Genomic DNA, 24,678 nt, shown 5'->3' with positions numbered 1-24,678 from the left:
CAATTACGTCCGTGCGATACATGCACGCATAATTGGACACTATTTTTTTGTCTGTCGACAACGCTAGTTCGCGCCCATCAGTGATTTCGTCGGCGTCTTTTTCTTACTATCCAAAATATATTCCTGGATGAGACTCACAATTTGTTCATTTTGCGGCAAATCAGAGTGTTGGGCATTATCGCCGGTCACGGTGACCTCCGTATAGTGCTTCACTTGACCTTGATAGACGTACTTTCCCGCTTCAACACTTCGCGCGGGCACTAATCCATCAGAATCATAATTTTCCGTTCCGGCAACCGAATAGACGGATAATTGCTTTGGAATGCGATCACGGTAATCAATAAAATCTGCTAACATTTGCGTCTTGTGACTCAGGTTGGCTTCCGAGAAATTATACGGTGAGCCAATTGTCATTAACTTTTTAACCGTAATATCATCGCGCGTAAAGTAATGCTCAAAGAAATACGTGTAAATCAAGCCACCGTTCGAGTGCCCGATTGCCTTAAAATTATTAAATTGATAACGCCGCGCGAGTTGTTTAAAAGCTAATGAGAACCATTTGGCTTGTTTTTGAATATTATCGTAACCATCTTTATTATTCTGAAAGCCGACGACGATAAACGGTTCGTTATCTCGTGGCCGTAAAGTCCCCGTAGATTTGATGGTGCCATCGGTTTTGACCGTTAACTTGATCAAGCTATGCCGCTGTTTATCGGCTTTATTCAACTGGGTGACTAAGCGATCAAACCGGTTCTGCGTTGCACTACTGCCAGGAATCAAAATAACTGGCGATAACTTAGAATCATGTCGGCCGGCCATCGACTTAACGTTAGCTTGCGTCCATTGATAAGCTGGAAAAATCAACGCCACTAAAAAGATTGCGACTAACACAAGCACCCACAAACTATTACGACGACGCCGTTGCCAAAGGTTAATTTTCATCACCAGTCATCTCCAATCGCAAGGTTTCTTCATGGGCGGCATGCAAGGTCGCCTCGGCTAACCGCATGAACGGCAAATAAATCAAAACGGAAATGGTTAAATCTAGCACACCAATAAAAAGTGCCACTAAATTCCCATTCGTCCCAATGAAAGCAATCAGTGGCCCAGGTGTACCCAGTGGCACCGGATAGACCATTGGTGGCAGCCACTGCAACCAAATTGCCAATCCGCCAATCGCCATGTTGACTAATGGCGCCACGATAAACGGTATCGCATAAATCGGATTATATAAAACTGGTAGCCCAGTCATCATTGGGCCACTGCTGTTAAACAGCGCCGGCACTAGACTCCAACGAGCCACAATATGATAATTATGATTATGACTACTCATGATAATTGCAATGATTAAAGCTAATAGCATCCCAGTGCCACCGAACGTCCCAAAGGCCTTATACAGCGTGTTCACGGTATAGGGAAACGGCACGTGATAAGCAGAGTGGTGACTAAGGGCATAATTTAAATTCGTGGTCATTGAGGGGGCGTTCACTAGCAGGCGTTGTTCTAATGGCCCGGCTAGTCCTAGAATTTCCATTAAGAGTGTCAACGCCGCCAGTCCAAACGTTAGGCCAATATTATGACTGGACATGGCAATTTTTTGTAGTTGTACTGCCGTCTGTTCCGAATAATCAACTAACATAAACCAATTGAGGGCCAAGCCGACACCAACAGCCAGCATAAAACTCAAGGCCATCGGTAATAGCGAGGCAAATGTCCGATCTAAAATTTGCGTGGTGTGGGTCTCACGAGAAGCATCCGTCGACTTGCCAAATAGCCGGAAAAGCACACCGATAACGATGCCAATCAAAATCGCACTCGTGAACCCATTCGTGCCTAACAATACTGGATTAAATGTTTCTTCCCGCTGATCTGAATACTCATAGGCGATCAGTAACAAGGCAATCGCCCCGCTCAATCCCGCCAACTGGTCATCGCGATGATAAATTTTGGCATAATACTTAGCAGCGCCAAAGGCCGCAATAATGGCCACACTATCTAAAGTTAAGTTGGCGAGACTGTCAAATGGATAATGCAAATATTTATAGTATGGCACCCAAGTTGACAGGTGAAAGATGCTCGCCAAAAATCCCGTTTTCGTTAACAGTGTCAGTTGAATGATCTGACAAAAACTCCCAATCAAGACAAACGGGAAGGTCAGCATGACTGTCCGTTGTATCACCCGATAAAAATCAGTTTGCCTAATTCGTAAGACGGTTGGTACCAACCGATTAATTATTTGTTGCTCACTGATTCTCATGACCCCATGCCCCATTTTTCCATTTACTTGTTGCTTTGATTATAGCCTTTTCAATCTGCGAACGAAAAGAAAAACCGATTGTTATTTTCAGAAAAAAAGGCCTTGACCCATTTTCAGGTCAAAGTCTTTACTTGATTAATACAAATGAATCGAACCAGAAGTCGTCCGACCCTTAACGGTATAGTTTGGCGTGGTGCCGACTTGTCCAGTCTGGTAGCCATCCGCAATGTGTTCTGGCTGCGAATTGCTTGGTGCAATGACCCGGCCACTGCGTGCTTCAAGTTCATAACGATAACTCGCATCGCGTGGCAAGCTGAATTTAATCGACCCACTTTTATCACTCAAGTTTAAATCACCGGTTAGTCGGTCAAAGGCCAGTTTCATCGCACCAGACTTAGCTGTCCAGCTCCCACCGCCGACCAACTGAATCCCTTGAATACTCCCGCTGATGACAGTCACCGTGAATTGACCGGCTTGGACTGCAGCCATTTTAAGGCGCCCACTTTTGACCAACATGCCAAATTGATCCGTCACTTGAACATGTGCCATGACCAAACTGCCGGAAACAACGTCGGTGCTCAAAGCTTGTGCTGAGAGTGTATCCAGCTTGCAACTGCCGCTCGTGACCCGCAAGTTGACCACGTTTAATTGCTTCAGACCAGCCATTAGGACGGTGCCGGAAGCACTAGCCAGTTTCAAGTTGCCGACATATTTTGCAGGGATCAAAATTTGGGCATGCACTCGCAATGGAATCAAAAATGGGATTTTTCCTTGTTCAATGCTCAAGGCACTGCCCGTTTGGACCGTCGTGGCCTTATAAGCGGCATTATTGTGATTCATGTATTCGCGAACAATAATTTCATCGTCACCACCAACGGTTGGCAACACTTTGACTCGCGCAGACCGATAACTGATTGAGACCTCGTCAATGTCAGCTACGGCAAACCGCTGTTCTGTCACTAAGGCTAAATTATCATGATAGGCCCCAGCTAAATTCAATGGTTGCACGGGCGTCCCAAAATCGGGCATCGTGTTGGCCGATTGCTGGTGATTGATCCCTTCACCGTTGATCGTTAAATCGCCCAATTTTAGCCCATTTTTATCCGCTTTAATCGCACCATCATTAATCGAAACTCCGGTCGCATCCGCACTAAAAACGTGGCCACCTTTGATCGTGATGCCGTCAGAATCAATTTTCAAGGTATCCCCATCGTCGATTTCAAGCCCGTCACCATCCATCACCACATGATGGGCATGTAATTTCTGATCGTTGCCGTTTTCGCTGTTGACTTGTTGGATCAGTTCATTGATATCGCCAAAATCACTAATGGCTTCTGCAACTGCGGCCTCTGGTTCCAAACCTGAAGCACTTTTATCGTTGGCGGCTTCGTTTAAATCAGTCGCTAACTCCGTTTTCAATTCGGTCATTGCTGGCGTCATCGTTTGCGTTTTAAAATACGTGTTCAGCCGCATGGCGACTAATTGTTCAATCTTTTCTGACATCTGCCTCAATCCTTCCTAAAATCAACTCGTCAATCACTTTTTTTGCAAAGTGCCATTCGGCGACATTCCGCCCCAATGTTTGTTGGCCTTGCGCGGTAATTTGATAATATTTTCGCCGACCGCCTTGGGTTTCATTTCCCCAGTAACTCGTAATTTCACCGTGCTGCTCCAACCGGCGAAATACCGTGTATAGCGTGGCTTCATTGATATCATAAGCGCCATGACTCAATGTCTTAATGGTCTTCGCAATCGCATAACCATAACTTTCTCCCTGATTCAAAATATTCAAAACGATTGTCGTGGTATGACCGCGGATCGTTTCTTTTGAAATTTCTGGTTGCATACTGACCTTCCTTTCAAATTAAGTATTGTGTGTCACACAGTAATTCAATAAACATAATTTACCACCAATTACTGTGTGTGTCAAAGTAATTGTCACAAAAAAAAGGCAATTCACTAAAATTTCGCTTTTTTGCGACAAAATATCAGAATACTGATTTTCGTCTTTTATCTTGCTGACCTATCCTGTGGTTATCACCCACAGGAGGTCTAGTCAAAATGGAAATTATTCAACAAACTGCTTTCACTGGTGCGGACGGCATCCAACTGACAACCGTTCCAGATAAACAACCAACTGCCACCCAGATTCAGCTCAAAACGGCCTATACACCGGTCTTACCATGGGATTGGCGCAGTGCGACCGGTGAACTCGCCGGACTCAATCCGGCCAGACCACCTTATGTGCTCAGTTACGCGCTCACCGGAATCGTGACTGCAGTAGGCCAATTACGACGCACAACGTTACTTGGACAACGTCTGTTAACCGTTAATTTTCATGGCTCGGCACGTGAACAAAATTTATTGGCGCCTTCTCCACTTGTCTTACCGGTACCAGACCAAGTTTCTCTAGCCGCCGCAACAACTTTGATTGGTGGTGCCGACGCCGCAGTCAAGCTGATGCAAGCAGCCAAAATCCACGCGGGAATGACCGTACTTGTCACCGGGGCGGCTGGGGGCGTTGGCAGCTACCTCGTTCAACTATTACATCAACAAGGCGCAACCGTACTCGCACTGAGTCGACCAGCCAATCGTGACTGGTTAACCCAACTGGGTGCCAATGATACAATCGACTACACCACCGACCTGACCACACAATTGCAAGCGGCGCCCAAAGCAACGGTCTTATTAGATACCATCGGCAACACCCAGCTGCTGAACAGCTTGGCAGCCGGGCAGCCACAGTTACAAGTTTGGTCAATTGCCCAGCAAAATTGGCAACCACTAGCTGCCACGCAAGCTTTCCACTTCGTCAACGGTCCCATTTGGCCGCAGCAGTATCGTCGGCTACTCGACCAACTTGCCACTGGCCAGCTCACCGCGGCAATCGCAGCAACGTATGATTTTCATGACGTCCGTCAGGCACAGCAAGCCGCACAGCAGCCGGGTCAACGAGGACGGACGTTACTGCGCTATTCTCACTAGAATTGATACAGTTGTAGCTTGAATAACGCTGCTAAGAGCTGTCCCTCGGCTTGCGCTGTTTGGGCAGCAATTTTCTCGCCACGTTGATCCAGAGCGGCCGCCATCAACACTAGCGTATCTGCCAATAAATAATGTGATTGCTGCTTAGTAATTAGTTGCACCCCGGCCTGCAAGGTCTGTGTAGCTAAGTCAAATTGCCCAGCCTTAAACTGGCAAAGTCCTAATTGATAAGCCACACAGTTGAAGTTTTCATCATAAGGTAATGCCGCAATTAACTGTTGCGCCTGCTCAAATTGTTGCTGGCCTAATTTGACGTGACCCGCTTGCAGATTGAAGCAGCCACTCGCACTCAGAATTAGTGGGCGCAAACCGTCTCGCTCGTCAACTAAGGTCAAACTTAACTTTAAGTCACGTTGGGCCCCGCTAGCATCGTGACGACCCTGATAATTGGCCACGCCACGATAATAGTAAAAGATGGCCAAATCGCGGTCCGTGATCAAGTGGCTGGCTAATTCTGAGGTCGCTAAATAATCCGCCAAGGCCCGATAGTCATGTTGATTGCACATTTGTTCAACTTGGCGATTAAAAGCCACCTGCTGCGTAATTTCCGGGTAATGGGCCAAGACAGCCTGATCCATCGACAAGCCGAGCCGTTGACATAAACGAGCAAAAACGACCGCATTCGGCAAATAATCTCCAGCTTCAATCGCAGAAATTAAAGATTGTGCACAAATTCCTGCTGCCAATTGTTTCTGCGTTAACTGTTTCGCCCGTCTAGCTTGTTTCAAATTTTGGCCAAGCTGAACGGAAAATGTTGTGTCATCACTCATTCAAAAATCCCCATTCTGAAAGGTTGTGTTTCCATGATATTAACGACTTGGCTAAAACTTATTTTCACCTTGCTACTGACTGCTTGGGTCATTCGCGCCATCGTCATCGTTGGATTGTTGCTGATAGCTTATCACATTTATCGCCGTCATCAACTTTAAACTCACGGCTTGAAAAATCGGCCTGTTCGACTTGCGACTATTTTTCTTCTTACAAACTAATTTGAAGATATATCCTAGTAAAAAAATGACTGTTTCCTCAAAATTGAAGAAACAATCATTTTTTACTTTAAGCAATATTTTCCTGATCAATCGCTAATTGCATGACCTGCGTAAAACGGGTATCCAATTCAGCTGGCGATAACGTAAAGAAACCACCAATTTCTTGGATGATAAATCCAAATAATGTTGACCGATAGAGTGTATTTTCAACCCGTGAACTATCATCTAATTGTAATGGTCGGAACATATCTTGATATAACTTAATTAATGCCTTTTGTGTCTTTGGACTCTTAACTGAATCTGTCATGCTTAACAATAATGGCGCTAATCCGACGTGTCGTTTGCAAGCATCCCGAAATTCTTGTGCAAAGACCATCAGCTTTTCTTCCTTGCCAGCATCATTCAACTTTTCAGTTAATCGATCCGAAACCCCCTGGACGAATTGTAACCCAACCTGATCTAATAGGTCGCTCAAACTATCAACATAATTATAAATTGATTGTGGCCGAACGTCTAAAGCCACTGCCAAATCACGAATCGTCAAACCATTTAGACCATTCGCTTCAATTAATTGATTGGCGGTTGCTAACACTTTTGCTTGGGTTAGCGTTCTTCTTTTAACCATGTTATTTCCCCTCACCCTCAAAATTCATTCACACATTAATTATAACCTATTTTATGAGGTTAGTTATGCGAACGCGACCCTTGTTTGTCTTTTTTTAAGAAAAATCATAAACTAATTCAACCAGTTTATAATTTACCTTAAATGACCCTCAACCATTACAGTCATTTTGGAAACTTTTTTGCCCAGCGGTTATAATAATTAGATTTTCCCTAGTGTCTAATAGCAAGCCATCATGTTATGGTTAGCTTATGCTATGAAAACGAGGTAACTTTTATGCCGACTACATCTAAGAAAACTGCTAGTGTTTCTACCCGTGTAACGCCTGAATTAAAAGCTCAAGCCGAAACGATCCTTGATCAATTACAACTTCCAATGTCGACCGCAGTTAATCTGTTTCTACAACAACTTGTGAGTCAACGTAAAATTCCTTTTGAAACTAATCTGCCTGATTTGCCACTCAATTATGACAGTCTTTCCAAGGACACCGTTAATGTCGCAATCAGAAAAGGACTCACCGACGGCAAAAGGTTTTCAGCCGCTCAAATCAGAGCAGAACTGATTGAAGATAACTAGGGTCCGTGACAACTTAAAGCCACAATTTGCCAGCTAAATATGATAATAAAAAAGCAGTGTGAAAATCAAAATTCGATTTTCACACTGCTTTTCACTTAAATTTAGTCTTTAACTAACACGGTAACACTTTCGATATGTGGTGTTTGTGGGAATTGGTCCACTGGTTGAACGGGTGCGGCAATATGATAGCCGTGTTCGCCAAACCGTTGGACATCACGCACTAGCGTTGATGGGTTACAACTAATGTAAACTACGCGCTTTGGCCCCATTTCGGCGGCACTTTCGATGAAGGCTTCATCCAACCCTTTACGTGGTGGATCAACGACAACCACATCCGGTTTGAGACCGTCTTCGGCCCACTTAGCCATCGCTTTTTCAGCGCTGTCCAAGACAAACTTGGCATTTTTGATGCCATTTTTGTCAGCGTTTTGACGGGCATTGTCGATCGCGGCCGGCACAATATCCACACCGTAGACTTGCTTAGCATGTTGCGCCATGGTCAAGGAAATCGTCCCAATCCCGGAATAAGCATCAATCACAGTTTCATTACCAGTTAAACCAGCTTGGTCAATTGCGAGTTGATACAATTTTTCGGTTTGTTGTGGATTCACTTGATAGAACGATTGGGCAGAAATTGCAAAGGTCAAGCCTAACAATTGGTCATTGATGGTTGACTTACCAGCCAACACATTGTTAACCGGCCCTAAGATGACGTTAGTCCGCTTTTGATTGACGTTCTGGATGATTGAGACGACTTCTGGTAAAGCTGCCTGAATCTCTTCAACAACGACATCAGCCATTGGCAAATGTTTCGTCCGTGTGACGATCACGACCATCATTTCGTGACTGTAATAGCCACGACGAACCATAATCGTCCGAATCGTCCCACTGTGATGGAATTCATCAAAAGCCGCTTCATGATACTTGCGTAAAATGTCGCGAACCACAATAATAGCATGATCAATCGCTGGATCTTGAATATAGTAGTCTTCAATTGGCATTAATTGGTGACTGCTCTTCTTAAAGAAACCAGTGGTTAACTTGCCTTGAACTTGGCGAACTGGAACTTGCGCCTTATTCCGATATTGCGTTGGATTTGCCATGCCAATGGTTGGTAACACTTCGACATCATCCATGTGAACCTTCGCAAACAATTCCGCAATTTGATGTTGCTTGAATTTCAATTGTTCAGAATATTCCAAATGTTGTAGTGGGGCAATCCCAGTCTGACGGTAAACCCGTCCCTTAGGATTGACCCGATGGGGACTCACTTGTTCAATCTTTTCAACATCACCAAAAGCAAAATTCTTCGTCGTTTTAGTCACTTTGACGGAGATTCTTTCTTCTGGTAAGGCATTTTCAATGAAGATTGGATAATTGTCAACTTTGGCAACACCCATGCCTTGATAAGTTAAGTCCATGATGGTGACATCTAAGACTTCGCCTTTATAAACTGGTAAATCAACTTTCATGTATTGGTTTCCTCTTTTTACTTTCTTTGGTTACGCGAACTGTTTTTTTTATTTTTTTGAAACGTGCTTATGATGGGCAGTCGGCTCCGCAGGCTACACGACAGTCTGAATGCAAAAAACGCATTAAGACTATCGCTAGGCCTTACTCACCGACTCCCGCCCATCAACGCACTCTAAAAAAATTACCGTCCACCATTGTATCGGTAAACGGTAATTTAAGCAAGTTATTCAGTTTCTGAATCGTCTGTATCTGCCGGTAATTGATCGACCGCTGAGACGAAGTTTCGTTCGGCATTTTGTAATTCTGGGTCCGTGATGGCCTCATCTGGAATCCGATCCGTGTCCGCATACATTTCGATATGTTGCTTTAAATCACGGAACGTCATCGGCGCATCGCCACCATATTCCCCATCAATATTGATCATCAAACGATCATCTAACGCCCGCGCAACCACTTTTCGGGTCTTCACATAAATGATGCTTGGGTCATTGATATGTTTCCCACCGTTTAAGACCAATGTCATCAAATGGAGCATTTTCGCGACGTTACTCGTTTTCACAATAATCATCGTGAATTTGCCATCATCCAAAGAAGCATCTGGCACGATTTGTTCGAAACCACCAACCGAATTCGTCAATGCTAAGAAAAACATTGAGGCTTTCCCAGTAAAATGGCCCCCCTCATACTTCAGGTCCATTTCAACTGGTTTAACCCGTGGCAATAATTCGGCGCCTTTAGCGAGGTAGGCTGCATATCCAAAAATGGATTTCAGCTGTGACGGCACATCATAGGTGAGCTCCGTCAACAACCCACCGGCAGCAATATTAATAAAGTATTGCTCGCCGGCCTGGCCAATGTCCATATGAACCGTTTGATTCTTCAAAACCACTTTTGCCGCCGCAACCGGATCATTACGCGGAATGCGTAAGGCCCGGGCATAATCATTGGTCGTACCAGCGGGGATGATTGCCATGCGTGGCCGCCGCTTTAAACCGGCAATGCCGTTCACAACTTGATTGATGGTCCCATCACCACCTGCCGCTACGAGTAACTCAAACCCGTCTTTGGCACACCGGCGCGCCTCATCAGCCGCTGAATTGGGCGCTGGCGTTGTTGCATAGGTACTGGTTTCGTACCCAGCTTGTTCAAAAATTCCAAGAATTTCAACGAGGTCATGAGCTAATGCTTCACGCCCCGATGTCGGGTTATAAATGATTCGTGCCCGTTTACGCATGTTTCTTTTCCTCCGCGTCTCGCAGTAAAGAATTGGTGCCGACGTTTCTAACTAGACAGCCGAAACGTGCTTATGATGGGCAGCGGCCTGCGCTTGCTACGCCACCAGTACCATGCCAAAAACGCATGATACTGATGGCTAGGCAATGCTCAGCAGCTCCCGCCCATCAACACACTCTTTTGATTACCGTGCTTTTAATGATGTCATCAATAATTTGTTAACCACTTTAGGATTAGCTTGGCCGTGAGTTTGCTTCATGATTTGACCAACCAAGAAACCAATCGCCCGATCCTTACCATTCTTGAAGTCATCAATGGATTGTTGATTGTTATCTAAAACATTATCAATAATCGGTTGCAACTTCGCTGGGTCTGATAATTGAATCAAGCCCTTGTCATTGACCCACTTAACGGGTTCAGTGCCTTGCATGATTGCCTTGAAGACCTTCTTGGCGATTTTACTTGAAATCGTTTCGTCGGAAATCATTTTAATCATGCCAGCTAAGTTCGTTGGGGTTAACTTGGTGTCTTGTAAATCCACTTTATTCTCGTTCAAGAACGCATTCACGTCCCCTTGCAAGTAGTTTGAAGTCAACTTAGGATCGGCCCCTTCTTTGACGGTAGCATCAAAGAAGTCTGACATTTCCTTCGTCTGGGTTAAAACGCCAGCGTCATAAGCCGTTAAGCCAAATTCGTTGACATAACGGTCGCGACGAGAACCTGGCATTTCAGGAATCGTTTTTTGAACCGTCTTAATCCAATCATCACTGATTGACACTGCTGGCACATCTGGTTCTGGGAAGTAACGATAGTCATCGCTACCTTCCTTAACCCGCATCAAAATCGTTTGACCGGAAACTTCGTCAAAACGACGCGTTTCTTGTTGCACTTGACCACCAGACATCAACACCCGTTGTTGGCGTTGTTCTTCAAACTCAAGTGACTTCTTAACGTAAGTGAATGAGTTCAAGTTCTTCATTTCAGTCTTAACACCAAATTTGTCAGAACCGGCTGGTCGGATCGAAATATTCACATCGACCCGCATTGAGCCTTCTTCCATCTTAACGTCGGAAACGCCGGTAAATTGAATCCGTTGACGCAAGGCTTCACAATAGGCGTAAGCTTCAGCTGGCGAATTGATTTCTGGCTTTGAGACGATTTCAATCAATGGCGTCCCTTGCCGATTTAAATCGACATATGAGTAGTCATTTTCATGAGTGTTCTTCCCAGCATCTTCTTCAATATGCATTTCTTCGATGCCAACTTTTTTCTTTTGACCATCGACTTCAATTTCAATCCAGCCATCGTGCGCGATTGGTTTTTCATGCTGCGTAATTTGATAAGCTTTTGGGTTATCTGGATAGAAATAGTTCTTGCGGTCAAAATAAGTTTCATGTTCAATTTCAGCATGTAACGCGGTCGCAGCTTTAATCCCTGCTTCGACAACGCCCTTATTAGCCGTTGGTAAGACCCCAGGATAGCCCCAATCGATCACGTTCGTATTGGCATTTGATTCCGCACCAAATTGAACGGGTGAAGGACTAAAGATCTTTGAATTTGTTTTTAATTCAACGTGGACTTCAAGTCCAATTGTTGTTTCAAAATTCATTAATGCTGACCTCCTAAATCTGGGGTGGCTTGATGAAAATCAGTGGCTTGTTCGAAGGCATAGCCTGCTTTATAGAGCGTACTCTCATCAAATGAGTTACCAATTAATTGTAGTCCGACTGGCATGCCATCTGCAAAACCAGCTGGAATTGACATTCCTGGCAAGCCTGCTAAGTTTACAGGAATCGTCAAAACGTCGTTCATATACATCGTAATTGGATCTGAAATTTCGTCACCAATCTTAAATGCTGGTGTTGGGGCGGTTGGTCCGATAATTAAATCATAATCTTCAAAGACTTTCTTGAAATCATTAATAATCATCGTCCGAACTTGGCCAGCCTTGTGGAAGTAAGCATCATAGTAACCAGCAGATAAGGAGAACGTCCCTAACATAATCCGGCGCTTAACTTCATCACCAAAACCTTCGGAACGACTACGAACATAGACATCTTCCAAGTTTTTGACATCTTTTGCCCGGAAACCATAACGAATGCCATCAAACCGTTGTAAGTTTGAGGAAGCCTCAGAAGAAGCAATGATATAGTAAGCCGACACGCCATAACGGCTATGTGGTAAGGAAACTTCTTCAACCGTGGCACCTAAGTCTTCAAACTGCTTGACAGCAGCTTTGATCACTTCGCGTACCTTAGGATCAATCCCGTCATCCATATATTCTTTTGGTAAGGCGATCTTCATCCCTTTAATATCGCCAGTCAAGCCAGCGGTAAAGTCAGGAACTTCACGTTCAGACGACGTCCCATCATGCACATCGTTACCCGCAATCAAGTTCAACGCAGCCGCATTATCTTTAACGGTGCGCGTCATTGGCCCGATCTGGTCTAAGGAAGACCCAAAGGCAATCAAGCCCCAACGAGAAACCCGGCCATAAGTTGGCTTCATCCCAACAATCCCGTTAAAGGACGCTGGTTGACGAATTGAGCCACCGGTATCAGAACCGTATGCAACTGGCACGATCCCAGCTGCAACTGCAGCAGCAGAGCCGCCAGACGACCCACCAGGCACGCGACTAACATCCCAAGGATTCTTCGTCACTTTAAAGGCTGAGTTTTCGGTTGAACCACCCATAGCAAATTCATCCATGTTAGTTTTACCGACGATAATCATGTCATTTTGTGTCATCTTATCCACAACTGTGGCGTTGTAAACTGGCACAAAGTTTTCTAACATTTTAGAAGCAGCGGTAGTGGTTAAGTTCTTGGTCACAATATTATCTTTGACCCCAACCGGAATTCCCGCCAAAACATTATCAGCGTTAATTCCTTTAGCATCCAAGGCCTTGGCGGCGGCTAAAGCTTCGTCTTCGTTTAAATTCAAAAATGAGTCGATTTTAGCATCCGTTTGCTTTAAGTTTGCAAAGGTCGCTTGAGTTAATTCTGCCGCGCTCAGCTTTTTAGCAACTAAGTCACTGTGTAGGCTAGTCAAATCTTGGTTGAAAAAGTCCATTATTCGCCATCCCCACTTTCATCAATAATTGCTGGCACTTTAATTAAGCCGTTTGCGGTTTCTGGCGCGTTCGCCAATAAGGCGGCCCGCTCGTCACTCTTCACGGCAACATCTTCGCGTAAAGCGTTGTGGCGATCAGTCACGCGTGAGGTAACCGGAATCCCTTCAGTATCAACTTGACTTAATTCTTCAAACATCCCAATAATTTTTTCAAGTTGACCGGTAAAGGTTTCCAGTTGGTCCGGCGTGAATTCAAGTTTTGCCAACCCAGCGACGTGGGCGACTTGTTCGGCATTAATGCGTTCTTCAGCCATCAAATTTCCTTCTTTCTACATTGCTTACTTAATCATGAATTAGTTATCGCCCTGGTCACTAAAGACGTGGGTGTAATAGGAACTTCCTTTGGCTGTCCGAGCTAAGAAGCTTTGAACAGTCCCATTCGCACTCTTAACAGTGATTTCAACTGGCACACCAGATGGCAAATACCGTTTAGCGGCAGTTGCTAAATACTGGGTAAAACTGATAATTTCGGTCTCACTGTAGAATTTAGTAGTAATATTCACACTCAACTTGCTGAGCGACTTGTCTTGGTAATGCGCATTCGCGGTCACCCCAGACAAGTTCGGGAAGAAGTTTTGAACGTGCGACTTGAAGGAGCTAAAGTCAGCTTCATCATTGCTATTCGCACCAGAGTTCTTCGATTCAGTCGTTGCTGGGAAGACGTAATTTTGCCAATTTAAGGCTTTCCAGTTAGAAATCGACGTTGACCCGTTCTTAGAAACGGCGTAGGCAATCATGTTCCCACCTACTAGACTATCATTCGACGACTGCTTGTAAAGCGCCAAAACGATTGGCACATTCTTTAAAGCTGACTGTTGACGCAACCGTTGTAGCACGGTATTCGCCATTTTCTTACCTTGTTCAGTTAAAACGGTATCCGAAATATTGGTTTGATAAGTGGCACCATATTGGACCTTCGTATAATAATCGACTGAGTTCATCCCAAGACCAACGGTTACCCCGCCAAGGGTGATTTTACTGCCGCTTTGAACCATATAGTCTTGTTCTTCCAATTGTTGCAAGTAAATGGGATTCCGCGTATTCGCGTCCTTTTTACCATTATTCACTGGATTCAGACCATTGGGGTTCGAACTTGATTTCCGGCCTAACCATTTCTGGACGGTCGCCGTATTCAAATACTGACCTTCTTGGTAAACGTACTTACTCGTTGAAAATTGCTTTTTCGAAACATCCAAAAGTCCGGTTTCAAAACTCTTCAAGTTCATCACGTTGTCATTTTGAGCAACGTTCACGCCACGCGACTTGCTTGTCGTATAACTGCCGTTTTTAATGACCCCTTGATAAAATTCTGTATCCGTTGTCCCTGTCGTGGTGGTTTCCTTAGAACCCGTCGTGGTCGTACTGGTACTATTTGACCCGAAAGATGAGTTCTTTAAATTCCCACAAGCAGCCAAGGCAATCGCAACGACTGCGACTAACCCCACTGTGCGTATGCGTTTAATGTTCACGCTTCTGTATCCTCCCTCATTGTCGTGCTGAACCGAGCTTCATCCCAGACCGTAATTTCTAGCTGTTGCGCTTTTTGCAACTTACTGCCCGCATCAGCGCCCGCAATGACTAAGTCAGTCTTTTTGGAAACACTGCCGGTCACCGTTGCGCCGTGCTTTTCGAGCCAGGCGGTTGCGTCCGGACGGGTGAAACTTTGCAGCTTACCGGTTAAAACGACCCGTTTGCCAGCAAACCAGCTCTTACTATCCTGGGTTGCCGTCTCACTAGGGCCTTGATAGGTCGTGTTGACATTTACAGCCTGTAACTCAGCAATCAGATTTTGGACATCCGCGCTGTCAAAATATTGTACAACCGCGTTCGCAATAATGTCACCCATCGAATCAATCGCCGCAATCTCAGCTTGATCCGCCGCCATCAATGGTTCGATTGCACCAAAATGCTGTGCAATCAACCGCGCGACTTTGGCGCCCACATGCCGAATACCAAGGCCAAACAATAACCGTTCTAGTGAATTATTGCGACTATGGTCAATCGCTGTCAAGAGATTTTCAGCAGACTTATCTTTTACTTTATCTAATCCAAGTAATTGCTCAGTCGTCAGCCGATACAAGTCGGCAACATCCGTGACCAATTGATTCTCGTAGAGTTGCGCAATCAATTTAGGTCCCAGACCATCAATATTCATCGCGTTGCGTGATGCAAAATGGACTAAACCTTCTTGAACTTGTGCCGGACATTTGGGATTAATACACCGTAACGCCACTTCGTCTTCCAAATGGACTAATGGGGCGCCACAAGATGGACACTTGGTTGGAATCGGCAACCGTTCGGCCCCTTTTGGTCGTTGGCTCAAATCCACCGAAGCGATTTCTGGAATAATATCGCCGGCTTTATGCAGCAAGACGGTGTCCCCAATGCGGACATCCTTCGCCTGAACATAATCTGGATTATGCAGTGACGCACGCGCCACGGTCGTTCCTGCTAACTGTACCGGTGTCATCACCGCAGTTGGCGTCACAACGCCCGTTCTACCAACCGTCCATTCAACATCTTCCAACAAGGTTGGTTGTTCGTCAGGCGGAAACTTAAAGGCAATCGCCCAACGTGGCACTTTAACCGTCGCCCCGAGTGACCGCTGTAATGGTAACGGGTTGGCTTTAATAACGATTCCATCAATACCATATGGCAAGTCTGGTCGTTCATTTTGATAATGGTCAATGTAATCAAAGACGTCTGTCATTGATTTTGCAACCTTAAAGTCAGGATTAATGGCAAAGCCTAAATCTGCGAATTCCGTCAGCATATCACTCTGCGTCCGCGCAGTTAAAGGGCCATAATCCGCCACATTATACATAAACGTGCTCAATTGACGTTCAGCAGTGACCTTAACATCTAATTGTCGTAACGACCCAGCCGCCGCATTACGAGGATTGGCAAAAACCGGTTCACCGGTAGCTTCACGGCGTTCGTTGAGTGCCGCAAATGCCGCTTTTGGCATGTAACACTCACCCCGAACTTCAATGGTCAATGGCCGCGTCAATTGATGTGGAATAGAGGCAATCGTCATGATATTTTGGGTAATATCTTCACCAATCGTCCCATTACCACGAGTTGAGCCCTGAACCAACTGACCGTTTTCATAACGTAACGATAGCGCTAAACCATCAATTTTGAGTTCGCAATTATAATCAAAGGGCGTGGTCGTATTTTGACGCAGTCGATCATCAAATTCTTGTAGCTCCCCCTGAGAAAAAACATCGCCTAGTGATAACATCGGAATTGCATGCTGAACCTTCGTAAACCCGGCCTTAACGGTCCCACCGACAAGCTGCGTTGGTGAATCCGGCGTGACTAGCGTTGGAAAGGCCGTTTCTAATGCGACCAGTCGTGCATAGTCACGATCATAAACATCATCCTCAACGTTGGGCGCATCCTGATCATAATAGTCGTGCCGCCACTGATTCAGTTGAACACGCAAGGCCGCCGCTTCATCCGCAGCCGTGGTTGCATTTAAAGACGCAATGGGTTCTTTTGCCATCTGTCTAGCCCCCTAAAAGAGTTAATCTTGAACTTTTTGAATTGGTGCAAACGCCGCTAATAATCGCTTGATTCCTTCAGACTTGAAGGCAATATCTAATTCAGCATCTTCACCAGCACCAGTCACTTTGACGACTGTGCCAGTTCCCCACTTACGATGGGAGACCTTGTCACCAATTCGCCAACTATTTTTATCGGCGCCAGTACCACTGGCCTTTTTAACGGTTGGTCGTGTGCCGACGGGGTTCTTCTTATAGCGCGGCGTTAAGGCTTTCTTCGTGGCAAATGGGACGTCTGGCCCACTGGACATGCCGCCTTCGAGTTGATTATCATTTTTAATTAAGCTTTGGTCGATTTCTTCAACAAAGCGTGAGGCTTGATTGCTTTGACGGCGACCATAGAGCATCCGTGAATAGGCGTTAGTTAGGTAGAGCTTCTTTTCTGCTCGGGTGATCCCAACGTAAGCTAATCGCCGTTCTTCTTCGAGTTCATCTTCGTCCATCATGGCACGTGACAATGGGAAGATGCCTTCTTCCATCCCAATCATGAATACCACTGGGAATTCGAGGCCCTTAGCCGCATGTAACGTCATTAACGTCACTGCTTGTGGTTCTTCTTCCACATTATCAACATCGGAAACCAAGGCTAAATCTGCTAAGAAATCAACAAACTTATCGCTTTCTTCATCTTCTGGTTCATAACTGTCATCAAATTGTTTCGTGACAGATAAGAATTCTTCAATGTTTTCGATTCGTGTCTGGGATTCCAAAGGTTTAGCCGCTTTAGCATCCTTCAAGGCCTTCATATAACCAGAACGCTTCAAAATTTCTTCCGTTAAATCGGTCACCGACAAATACTCACGCATCGCCCGCAACTCATTCATCGTGGCGGCAAATTTGGCAATTCCACCCTTGGCGCGGGTTGAAATCCCATTGGCCATATCAACGTTGCTGGCCGCTTCTAACATGGAATAGCCGGCTTCATCCGCAAAGGCACGCAATTTATCCACACTCGTTTGGCCAATTCCACGCTTAGGTTCGTTAACGACCCGTTCAAAGTTGATGGAATCTTGATCGTTGACAACTAAGGTCAAGTACGACAAAACGTCGCGAATTTCCTTACGATCATAAAACTTATTACCACCGACCATTGTGTAAGGGACGTTCGCTTTAACCAGTGATTCTTCCATCACCCGTGACTGGGCATTAGTCCGATACAAAATCGCGAAATCACCATAATTATACTTATTTTCGGCCATTTCTTCTTGAATCTTTGAAATGACATAATGGGTTTCATCATTTTCGCTTTGCCCACGATAATAAGAAATTTGATTACCTTCGTCATTTTCGGTCCACAGTTTCTTGGGCCGGCGCGTCGTATTGTTATTAATCACTTTATTCGCCGCTGCCAAGATCGTTTTGGTAGAACGGTAATTTTGTTCCAGCATCACACTGTCGGCTTGTGGATAATCTTTCTCAAAATCAAGAATATTTTCCATATTTGCCCCACGCCAACCATAAATTGATTGGTCAGCGTCCCCGACAACACAGAGGTTTTGATACTTTTTAGCCAACATATTGACCAAAGTATATTGCGCATTATTCGTATCTTGATATTCATCGACATGGATATAATGAAATTTATCTTGATACCAACCTAATGTTTCTGGATTACTTTTGAATAATTGAATCGTCAACATAATCAAATCGTCAAAATCGACAGCTTGGTCAGCGGCCAATTCGTGTTGATACTGATCATAAACATCGGCAACAATGCTTTCAAACGGACTGGCCGCCGATTCTTTGTACATTGCTGGGGTTTGTAAATCATTTTTGGCATTCGAAATTGCCGACAAAATCGACCGCGGATCGAATTTCTTCGAATCAATATTTTGATCATTTAAAATTCGTTTAACTAACGTCCGTTGTTCGCTACTCCCGGCAATCGTAAAGGCCCGGTTATAACCAATTTTATCAATATCGCGGCGTAAAATCCGCACACACAAGGCATGAAAAGTGGAGACCCAGACATCACGCGCTGATTCGCCCAACAACTTACCGACCCGTTCACGCATTTCGCGGGCGGCTTTGTTCGTAAACGTAATGGCTAAAACATTCCAGGGATCAACCCCTTTTTCTTCAATTAAGTAGGCTACTCGATGCGTTAAAACTCGGGTCTTCCCGGAGCCCGCACCGGCCATAATTAGTAGCGGTCCTTCAGTGTCTAATACGGCTTCTTGCTGCTTGTCATTCATTCCTGCCAATAGGCTTTCTTTCGACACGCTGTTCGCCACCCTTTCTTAAAATCAGTCAGTAAATATTATAGCAAATTTTGGCCGTTAATGCTCGGGTAAACCTGTGTTTAATGCCGGTTAACTTCTAAAATTTCAAGCCCCAAGTACACACATTTAAGTTCTAAAAGTTCAAGTCCAAAGCTCGCACATTTAAGTTCTAAAAGTTCAAGCCCAAAGCTCGCACATTTAAGTTCTAAAAGTTCAAGCCCAAATTGATCACATTTCAGCCTGCCGGTCGGGGGCTGTTAGCGCTGGAACGTGGTGGGCACGTTTCCGAGCCACAAAGCGGTCTCGAAAGCCGACCTTTTACTAGGTCGCTGGCACAGCCCACCACCAACCAAGTAAAATTTCACCACTGAGCACTAACAGCCCCCAACCTCTCGGCTAGTTTGGTTTTCTTCACCAGGTTTAGTTAAATTTGTAAAAAGCTAAAATATTGTTAGCTCACTCGATCTGACCGTCCTCACTTCAAAATAACTACACCTAAATGCAACAACATACCGATACCCTGTCTCAGCCATGCGAACCCATGCTCATCAGCTAAAACCACTCCCGTTCATAAAAACTAAATGACGCCAGTAATTCCACCGGGTCGTGGCACAATCAAACAACTAACCAAACTCAGTATCATAACCAGTTGATCAAAACCACAATTACGATCAAAATCGTTATGCTGCGGTTGAACAGCCCCAGCTAAAGAACGGTCCATAACTTCGATTCCATACTGATAACCCACGTTTTCAAATTTTCCTATAAGACAGGCAACTACTCGGAATACTGGCCAATTTTATCAAGACAATATAACGGTTTTGGCCTGTCTCTCTACTAAACCTGATTAGCTGGAGGTTGCCACTGATAGCATCGGTCGTGATGGTGGCGTTAATCGGCTGTTCTTGCCGATTTTTACGCCACGGACGGACCGGGACACTTGCGGGTTTTGCAAGGGTTCCGGGCGAGGGACAAGACGTATTTGGCTTGGCCCGGTCCCACGACCGCATGTTGTCAGTGGCAACCGGAAGCGGCAATAATAAACATCTTTTAAACTTATGGTTCATAAAAGCAAAAATAGTCGTCAACCATTTCAGGTTCAACGACTATCCAAAATTATTTAATTTAGTCACTAGTACTGGCGGTCTCATTGATATTTGTTGGTCGCGCAATTCGCCAAATTCCAGTATCATCAATCTGATCTAAGGCTTCCTTCACCGTCTCGGCTTCCACTAAAACGTGCCCAGCGATAATGGCCTTTTCAGACTGTAGTTTCGTCCGGTGATAGAAATTAAAGAACCAGTTTGGCTTGATTTGCCACTGTGTCCGAATACCATTAACTTGGTTTGTCGTAAAGTAAACGACGACGACCGGTTGCAATAGCTTAATTGGCATGAGTGGCAGTCCTGAAATCGCCCGTAAATGTTGTTCAGCCATGCTGATATTCGTTGCACGGTCAAAGACATATCCTGCTTGATGCATGGCCGGAACGATTCGTTTGACGTATAAGTTGCCACTCTTCGTTAAGAAGAACGCGACTTCAAATACGCCGGTATAACTCAAATTATCGCTGATTTCTTTCGTGATTCGTAAAATTTCATCATTAACGTCGGCATCAATCTGGGCTGGTACAATTGTCGCCAACAATTGATGGTCCCGATACCGATTTTCAACGATTGGAAAGTATTCCGTCCCAGTTGGCGTTTTGGCAACAACGACTGAAAGTTCTTTTTCATAAGGAATCAATGATTCCAATAAGTAGGTTCCCCAATCGAGCAAGTCGGCGGCTTTAACAATGTCCGTTTGCGTTTTGATCTCTAGTTGCCGATTTTGACCGAGCCCTTTTTGAATAGGCTTTAAAACGCTAGGATAACCGATTGACCCAATCGCTTGATACACATCATCCAAACTAACAATCGTTGCCGAAGGGGCGACATTTAGATTTAATTGACTAAAAAAGGCCCGTTCAAGTGAGCGATCTTGCATAATTTCAAGTGCGTCTGCCCCTTGTGGGACTTGCGTGTGGCTTGCCAAAAAGTTGACAACCGACGCATCAACTCTTTCTGATTCATACGTCACGACGTCACAACGTTCCGCAAAATTTTGTAACTGTTGTTGATCATTGAGGGGGCCGACAACGCGAAAATCTGCCAGTTCCATGGTCTCAGTATTTTCGTCATCACCGTAAACCCCGACATTAATGCCAGCATTGCGCGCGGCAATTACCAATCCAACACCGTTGGTACTATTCCCAATAATGCCTAAAGTACCACCTGGATTTAAAACCGAGTTGTCCACATTCGTCCCTACTTTCTTCTCATTCAATAAATTAAAATTTTTCGGAATTCTTATCCGTTTATAATCATACGTTCACGACCGCGTGGTTGCAAGTCCCAGCTGACTATTTTCCACGAGCATTGCGGCGTTTGACCCGTTTCAGCCAGAAACCACCAGAGATATAACGCGGCTCATACGCAATAATAAAGGCATTTGGCGCCGTGTCTTTAATCAAATCGTATAACCGCCGTTCATTCTTACGGGGGGCTAAAATTTCGAGTGCTAACCGTTCACCCTCCAAACCATAGGCAACGTGCTGCGTCACCCCAAAACCATTGCTTCTCAGTACACCTGGTAAGGGCGACTTCGGGTCTGGTAAAATGACCGAAATCATCGTATAACCTAACGCCAGTTTGTCCTCTAGCATCATGCCGACATACACACCGACCCCGTAGCCGAGGGCATACACAATCAAGTTAATCGGTTTATCTAGTCGATTCAAAACTAATGACAATCCCAGCACATAAATCGTAATCTCAACGACTGACATGAACGCGGCAAAATAGCGATAACCACGCATGACCAGTAAAAAACGTAAGGTATTCAACGTAATATAAGCAAAATTAATCACAAAAATGAGTGTCAACATGCCAATATCAATATGCATCGTATCGCCAGCTTTCGCTTACTAATCGGTTGTTTCAGAAGCAAAATGAACCCGATTACCTTCAAATGAGGTAATTTGTGCCAATGATTCCAGCCGAACACCACGATCTTTAATCATCTGATGACCGGTCTGGAAGACTTTTTCGATAACCATCCCAGCACCCATAATTTGGGCCTGTGCTTGGTCACAAATTTCAAACAAGCCTTGGACTGCTTGTCCATTTGCTAAGAAGTCATCGATGATTAATACTTTATCATCTGCACCCAAAAATTTCTTGGAAATCGAAATCTGATTAGACGTTTTTTTCGTATACGAATATACCTCGGCTGTAAATAGGTCATCAATCAACGTGACCGACTTGTGTTTACGAGCAAACACAACTGGAACATGTAATTGCAGGCCCGTCATCACGGCTGGTGCAATTCCAGAAGATTCAACGGTTAATATCTTGGTAATCCCAAGTTCCCGAAATAAATGGGCAAATTCAGAACCGATGGCAAACATTAAATCTGGATCAACTTGATGGTTTAAAAAGCCATCAACCTTCAATACTTCGCCAGGTAACACCCGACCGTCTTGTAAAATGCGTTGTTCAAGTTGTCGCATAATAGCCTCCTGAATTTTTATCGACTTGCTGAGCCACTCATGACTCGGCTGTTTGACTGCTTCGTTAATTCTAACTGACTTACTTCTTATCATACCGTTGTAAGTCATATTTTTGAATAATATTAATTAATTTTTGGGCATAATTCGGATCGGTGGCATAACCAGCACTCACCAATGCCGACGCCGCAGTTTGATAATCGGTCGCTTGGACCACCGCCTGATAATGCGTCGGATCCCAAGTCGTCCCATAGGCTAACTTACGGGCATGCCCTAACATCGAGTCATGCCAACTATCATATACGCGAAATCGCTGTTTTTCCGTGTGATAAGCGCCGTTGTAAAACTCCTGCGTGGTCATCAGCTTCCCTTTTTCACCAGCATGGGCTTTCACGCCAAACAAATTATTGTTTTGGGTGGCATTCGTGCTGTGACCCCAATCAGATTCAAGAATGGCTTGGCTCAAACTGATGCTTGCCAGCACATGATATTTGGTCTGCATTTGTTGCGCATCTGGCGCTAACTTTTTGATAAACGCGGCGTGCGTTAAAACTGCTGGCGCTGCTTGCTTCGTTGTCCTTGTACCCAGTACAGGAGTTGATAATAGCTTGGCTTTGATCGACCAGCTGAGACTGCCGAGAATTAAAATCGCAACAATCACATTCAGCCATTGAATCCGATGATTTCTAATTAAAATCCCGTTAGCTGGTCGCCGTTTTTTGGCCATGCCTGCAACTCCTTTCTGAAGATCATGAGTACTTCTTATTCTACCGAGTTTTTGGTCAAATTAAAACGCTATTAAGCGATTTTTCTGCTAAAATGAACCTGTCTCAAAAAACTTGGTTGAGGAGGATCTTTTTATGTCAAAAACCACTCGGTGGGCAATTGTCGGACTCGGCAATATTGCGCACAGTTTCGTTAAATACTTTGATCAACCAGATGGTGAAATCTATGCTGTTTGTTCCCGTTCACAGGCCAAAGCAACCGCGTTTGCAACCGAACACGCCATCCCAAAGGCTTACGACAATCTCGACAACTTACTCGCTGATCCATTAGTTGATGTCGTCTATGTGGCGACACCACATAATTACCATATTGATACAATTATACCAGCGCTCGAGGCTGGCAAACATGTTTTAAGCGAAAAAGCCATCACCATGACAAGTACCGACTTAACCAAAGCCACTGATTTAGCCGCCAAAAAGCACTTAATTCTCGCCGAAGCAATGACTTTGTATCATATGCCACTATATCAAAAATTGCACGACTTCGCGCGTGAACACGACTTAGGCCCATTAAAAATGGTTCAAGCTAGTTTTGGCAGTTACAAGGAACTTGACCCGACTAATCGTTTCTTCAATCCGGCCCTGGCCGGTGGCGCCCTTTTGGATATCGGCGTCTACGCACTGGCCTTTGTACGCGAGTTCTTAACCGCGACACCATATATCACCGGCACGACCATGCATCGCGCCAGCACTGGTGTCGACGAGTCCGAAACGATCAGCCTGCGGACTGCCGCTAACGAACTCGCAACGGTCGCATTGACTTTTCGTGCTAAAATGCCAAAACAAGGAATTGTGGCCTACGAAAAAGGCTACTTCACGATTAACGCCTATCCACGAGCAGCAGAAGCGTTGTTTACCGATTCAACAGGTCAAACGAGTGTCATTCAGGCCGGTGACAGCAAACAAGCCATGAATTATGAAATTGCCGACATGCAGCAAATGATTGCTGGCAACCTTGCCAACACAAGTTTGATTAAAACCGCTGATGTCATGGCCGTGATGACGGCCGCACGCAATCAATGGGACTACCGTTATCCTTTTGAACAATAATTAGGTCCTGACAAAGAGTCTGAGCAATCAGGCTCTTTTTGTTTTCGCTAGTAAATAACTAATCGGCATATACAGCTTAGTTAAAGCTTGCTGCTGAATTGGGACCGGGATCGTCCGTGCTGTAAAATCGGCAAATCCAGCTGATTAACGTCACCCTCACGACCGATGAGATCAGCCCTAA

22 protein-coding genes are annotated in these 24,678 nt (G+C 44.9%); 4 read left to right on the top strand and 18 right to left on the bottom strand.

What is annotated here, in order from left to right; genetic code table 11:
* Positions 1-63 precede the first annotated feature (63 nt).
* From FFM74_RS01900 to FFM74_RS01885, 4 genes are all read right to left on the bottom strand, one after another.
* Positions 64-942, bottom strand: a complete 879-nt coding sequence (locus FFM74_RS01900; RefSeq protein WP_414672066.1) for an alpha/beta hydrolase — start codon at positions 940-942, stop codon at positions 64-66.
* Entirely contained in the window at positions 932-2,257 is a 1,326-nt protein-coding gene (locus FFM74_RS01895; protein WP_137624936.1) for a PTS transporter subunit EIIC, read from the bottom strand. The genes FFM74_RS01900 and FFM74_RS01895 overlap by 11 nt, the downstream gene beginning before the upstream one ends.
* A 135-nt stretch (positions 2,258-2,392) precedes the next feature.
* Complete coding sequence (locus tag FFM74_RS01890; protein WP_137624935.1) at positions 2,393-3,760, bottom strand: DUF4097 family beta strand repeat-containing protein; 1,368 nt, start codon at positions 3,758-3,760, stop codon at positions 2,393-2,395.
* Positions 3,744-4,103, bottom strand: a complete 360-nt coding sequence (locus FFM74_RS01885) for a PadR family transcriptional regulator (protein WP_137624934.1) — start codon at positions 4,101-4,103, stop codon at positions 3,744-3,746. Before FFM74_RS01885 ends, FFM74_RS01890 begins: the two co-directional genes overlap by 17 nt.
* A 215-nt stretch (positions 4,104-4,318) precedes the next feature.
* Between FFM74_RS01885 and FFM74_RS01880 the strand changes: the two genes are divergently transcribed.
* On the top strand, positions 4,319-5,242 hold the full coding sequence (locus tag FFM74_RS01880) for an SDR family NAD(P)-dependent oxidoreductase (RefSeq protein WP_137624933.1): 924 nt from the start codon (positions 4,319-4,321) through the stop codon (positions 5,240-5,242).
* On the opposite strand, the gene FFM74_RS01875 is transcribed toward FFM74_RS01880, so the two are convergent.
* The gene (locus tag FFM74_RS01875) at positions 5,239-6,072 is read right to left on the bottom strand and encodes a helix-turn-helix domain-containing protein (RefSeq protein WP_137624932.1); all 834 of its coding nucleotides are present in this window, start codon (positions 6,070-6,072) and stop codon (positions 5,239-5,241) included. The two genes, FFM74_RS01880 and FFM74_RS01875, sit on opposite strands and share 4 nt — an antisense overlap.
* A 33-nt stretch (positions 6,073-6,105) precedes the next feature.
* Here FFM74_RS01875 and FFM74_RS13815 point away from each other — a divergent pair, with 33 nt between their 5' ends.
* The gene (locus FFM74_RS13815; RefSeq protein ID WP_263405147.1) at positions 6,106-6,231 is read left to right on the top strand and encodes a hypothetical protein; all 126 of its coding nucleotides are present in this window, start codon (positions 6,106-6,108) and stop codon (positions 6,229-6,231) included.
* Between the two features lie 127 nt (positions 6,232-6,358).
* Here the strand turns inward: FFM74_RS13815 and FFM74_RS01870 are convergent, their stop codons facing one another.
* Positions 6,359-6,916 carry a TetR/AcrR family transcriptional regulator gene (locus tag FFM74_RS01870; RefSeq protein ID WP_137624931.1) on the bottom strand — a complete coding sequence of 186 codons (558 nt, stop codon included), beginning with the start codon at positions 6,914-6,916 and terminating at the stop codon, positions 6,359-6,361.
* A 273-nt stretch (positions 6,917-7,189) separates the two neighbouring features.
* Between FFM74_RS01870 and FFM74_RS01865 the strand changes: the two genes are divergently transcribed.
* Complete coding sequence (locus tag FFM74_RS01865; RefSeq protein ID WP_137624930.1) at positions 7,190-7,489, top strand: type II toxin-antitoxin system RelB/DinJ family antitoxin; 300 nt, start codon at positions 7,190-7,192, stop codon at positions 7,487-7,489.
* A 101-nt stretch (positions 7,490-7,590) separates the two neighbouring features.
* Here FFM74_RS01865 and rlmD read toward each other — a convergent pair whose 3' ends face one another.
* The 12 genes from rlmD to FFM74_RS01805 form a co-directional block, all read right to left on the bottom strand.
* Positions 7,591-8,961, bottom strand: a complete 1,371-nt coding sequence (gene rlmD, locus FFM74_RS01860) for a 23S rRNA (uracil(1939)-C(5))-methyltransferase RlmD (protein WP_137624929.1) — start codon at positions 8,959-8,961, stop codon at positions 7,591-7,593.
* 224 nt (positions 8,962-9,185) lie between these two features.
* Positions 9,186-10,196 (bottom strand): diacylglycerol kinase, encoded by a 1,011-nt coding sequence (locus FFM74_RS01855; protein WP_137624928.1) that lies wholly within the window; start codon positions 10,194-10,196, stop codon positions 9,186-9,188.
* Positions 10,197-10,379: 183 nt separating this feature from the next.
* A complete protein-coding gene (gatB, locus tag FFM74_RS01850; protein WP_137624927.1) occupies positions 10,380-11,804 on the bottom strand; it encodes an Asp-tRNA(Asn)/Glu-tRNA(Gln) amidotransferase subunit GatB in 1,425 nt (474 codons plus the stop codon).
* Positions 11,804-13,267, bottom strand: coding sequence for an Asp-tRNA(Asn)/Glu-tRNA(Gln) amidotransferase subunit GatA (gene gatA / locus FFM74_RS01845; protein ID WP_137624926.1), 1,464 nt, complete (start codon positions 13,265-13,267; stop codon positions 11,804-11,806). Before gatA ends, gatB begins: the two co-directional genes overlap by 1 nt.
* On the bottom strand, positions 13,267-13,581 hold the full coding sequence (gene gatC / locus FFM74_RS01840; RefSeq protein WP_137624925.1) for an Asp-tRNA(Asn)/Glu-tRNA(Gln) amidotransferase subunit GatC: 315 nt from the start codon (positions 13,579-13,581) through the stop codon (positions 13,267-13,269). Before gatC ends, gatA begins: the two co-directional genes overlap by 1 nt.
* A gap of 39 nt (positions 13,582-13,620) precedes the next feature.
* Positions 13,621-14,796 (bottom strand): CamS family sex pheromone protein, encoded by a 1,176-nt coding sequence (locus FFM74_RS01835; protein WP_137624924.1) that lies wholly within the window; start codon positions 14,794-14,796, stop codon positions 13,621-13,623.
* Positions 14,793-16,835: an NAD-dependent DNA ligase LigA gene (gene ligA, locus FFM74_RS01830; RefSeq protein WP_137624923.1), complete on the bottom strand. Its 2,043-nt coding sequence runs from the start codon at positions 16,833-16,835 to the stop codon at positions 14,793-14,795. The genes FFM74_RS01835 and ligA overlap by 4 nt, the downstream gene beginning before the upstream one ends.
* Positions 16,836-16,856: 21 nt before the next feature.
* Complete coding sequence (gene pcrA / locus FFM74_RS01825) at positions 16,857-19,115, bottom strand: DNA helicase PcrA (RefSeq protein ID WP_137624922.1); 2,259 nt, start codon at positions 19,113-19,115, stop codon at positions 16,857-16,859.
* A gap of 1,125 nt (positions 19,116-20,240) precedes the next feature.
* The gene (locus FFM74_RS01820; protein WP_137625031.1) at positions 20,241-21,413 is read right to left on the bottom strand and encodes a 5-(carboxyamino)imidazole ribonucleotide synthase; all 1,173 of its coding nucleotides are present in this window, start codon (positions 21,411-21,413) and stop codon (positions 20,241-20,243) included.
* Positions 21,414-21,516: 103 nt separating this feature from the next.
* On the bottom strand, positions 21,517-22,059 hold the full coding sequence (locus FFM74_RS01815; protein WP_137624921.1) for a DUF2179 domain-containing protein: 543 nt from the start codon (positions 22,057-22,059) through the stop codon (positions 21,517-21,519).
* A gap of 21 nt (positions 22,060-22,080) precedes the next feature.
* Positions 22,081-22,665: a xanthine phosphoribosyltransferase gene (locus FFM74_RS01810; RefSeq protein ID WP_137624920.1), complete on the bottom strand. Its 585-nt coding sequence runs from the start codon at positions 22,663-22,665 to the stop codon at positions 22,081-22,083.
* A gap of 79 nt (positions 22,666-22,744) precedes the next feature.
* On the bottom strand, positions 22,745-23,389 hold the full coding sequence (locus tag FFM74_RS01805) for a glycoside hydrolase family 73 protein (RefSeq protein WP_137624919.1): 645 nt from the start codon (positions 23,387-23,389) through the stop codon (positions 22,745-22,747).
* 133 nt (positions 23,390-23,522) lie between these two features.
* On the opposite strand from FFM74_RS01805, the gene FFM74_RS01800 reads away from it, so the two are divergent.
* A complete protein-coding gene (locus FFM74_RS01800) occupies positions 23,523-24,497 on the top strand; it encodes a Gfo/Idh/MocA family protein (RefSeq protein ID WP_137624918.1) in 975 nt (324 codons plus the stop codon).
* Positions 24,498-24,678: the final 181 nt, after the last annotated feature.

It is taken from the genome of Lactiplantibacillus pingfangensis, from assembly GCF_005404945.1.
GTDB lineage: Bacteria > Bacillota > Bacilli > Lactobacillales > Lactobacillaceae > Lactiplantibacillus > Lactiplantibacillus pingfangensis.
The sequence above is the reverse complement of the archived record's forward strand: the minus strand, read 5'-3'. Positions and strand labels throughout refer to the sequence as shown.

What these genes read in the sequence shown, in the direction of transcription:
- FFM74_RS01900 (WP_414672066.1), bottom strand. Translation starts at nt 942, where the DNA reads ATGAAAATTAACCTTTGGCAACGGCGTCGTCGTAATAGTTTGTGGGTG.
- FFM74_RS01895 (WP_137624936.1), bottom strand. Translation starts at nt 2,257, where the DNA reads ATGAGAATCAGTGAGCAACAAATAATTAATCGGTTGGTACCAACCGTC.
- FFM74_RS01890 (WP_137624935.1), bottom strand. Translation starts at nt 3,760, where the DNA reads ATGTCAGAAAAGATTGAACAATTAGTCGCCATGCGGCTGAACACGTAT.
- FFM74_RS01885 (WP_137624934.1), bottom strand. Translation starts at nt 4,103, where the DNA reads ATGCAACCAGAAATTTCAAAAGAAACGATCCGCGGTCATACCACGACA.
- FFM74_RS01880 (WP_137624933.1), top strand. Translation starts at nt 4,319, where the DNA reads ATGGAAATTATTCAACAAACTGCTTTCACTGGTGCGGACGGCATCCAA.
- FFM74_RS01875 (WP_137624932.1), bottom strand. Translation starts at nt 6,072, where the DNA reads ATGAGTGATGACACAACATTTTCCGTTCAGCTTGGCCAAAATTTGAAA.
- FFM74_RS13815 (WP_263405147.1), top strand. Translation starts at nt 6,106, where the DNA reads ATGATATTAACGACTTGGCTAAAACTTATTTTCACCTTGCTACTGACT.
- FFM74_RS01870 (WP_137624931.1), bottom strand. Translation starts at nt 6,916, where the DNA reads ATGGTTAAAAGAAGAACGCTAACCCAAGCAAAAGTGTTAGCAACCGCC.
- FFM74_RS01865 (WP_137624930.1), top strand. Translation starts at nt 7,190, where the DNA reads ATGCCGACTACATCTAAGAAAACTGCTAGTGTTTCTACCCGTGTAACG.
- rlmD (WP_137624929.1), bottom strand. Translation starts at nt 8,961, where the DNA reads ATGAAAGTTGATTTACCAGTTTATAAAGGCGAAGTCTTAGATGTCACC.
- FFM74_RS01855 (WP_137624928.1), bottom strand. Translation starts at nt 10,196, where the DNA reads ATGCGTAAACGGGCACGAATCATTTATAACCCGACATCGGGGCGTGAA.
- gatB (WP_137624927.1), bottom strand. Translation starts at nt 11,804, where the DNA reads ATGAATTTTGAAACAACAATTGGACTTGAAGTCCACGTTGAATTAAAA.
- gatA (WP_137624926.1), bottom strand. Translation starts at nt 13,267, where the DNA reads ATGGACTTTTTCAACCAAGATTTGACTAGCCTACACAGTGACTTAGTT.
- gatC (WP_137624925.1), bottom strand. Translation starts at nt 13,581, where the DNA reads ATGGCTGAAGAACGCATTAATGCCGAACAAGTCGCCCACGTCGCTGGG.
- ligA (WP_137624923.1), bottom strand. Translation starts at nt 16,835, where the DNA reads ATGGCAAAAGAACCCATTGCGTCTTTAAATGCAACCACGGCTGCGGAT.
- FFM74_RS01815 (WP_137624921.1), bottom strand. Translation starts at nt 22,059, where the DNA reads ATGCATATTGATATTGGCATGTTGACACTCATTTTTGTGATTAATTTT.
- FFM74_RS01810 (WP_137624920.1), bottom strand. Translation starts at nt 22,665, where the DNA reads ATGCGACAACTTGAACAACGCATTTTACAAGACGGTCGGGTGTTACCT.
- FFM74_RS01805 (WP_137624919.1), bottom strand. Translation starts at nt 23,389, where the DNA reads ATGGCCAAAAAACGGCGACCAGCTAACGGGATTTTAATTAGAAATCAT.
- FFM74_RS01800 (WP_137624918.1), top strand. Translation starts at nt 23,523, where the DNA reads ATGTCAAAAACCACTCGGTGGGCAATTGTCGGACTCGGCAATATTGCG.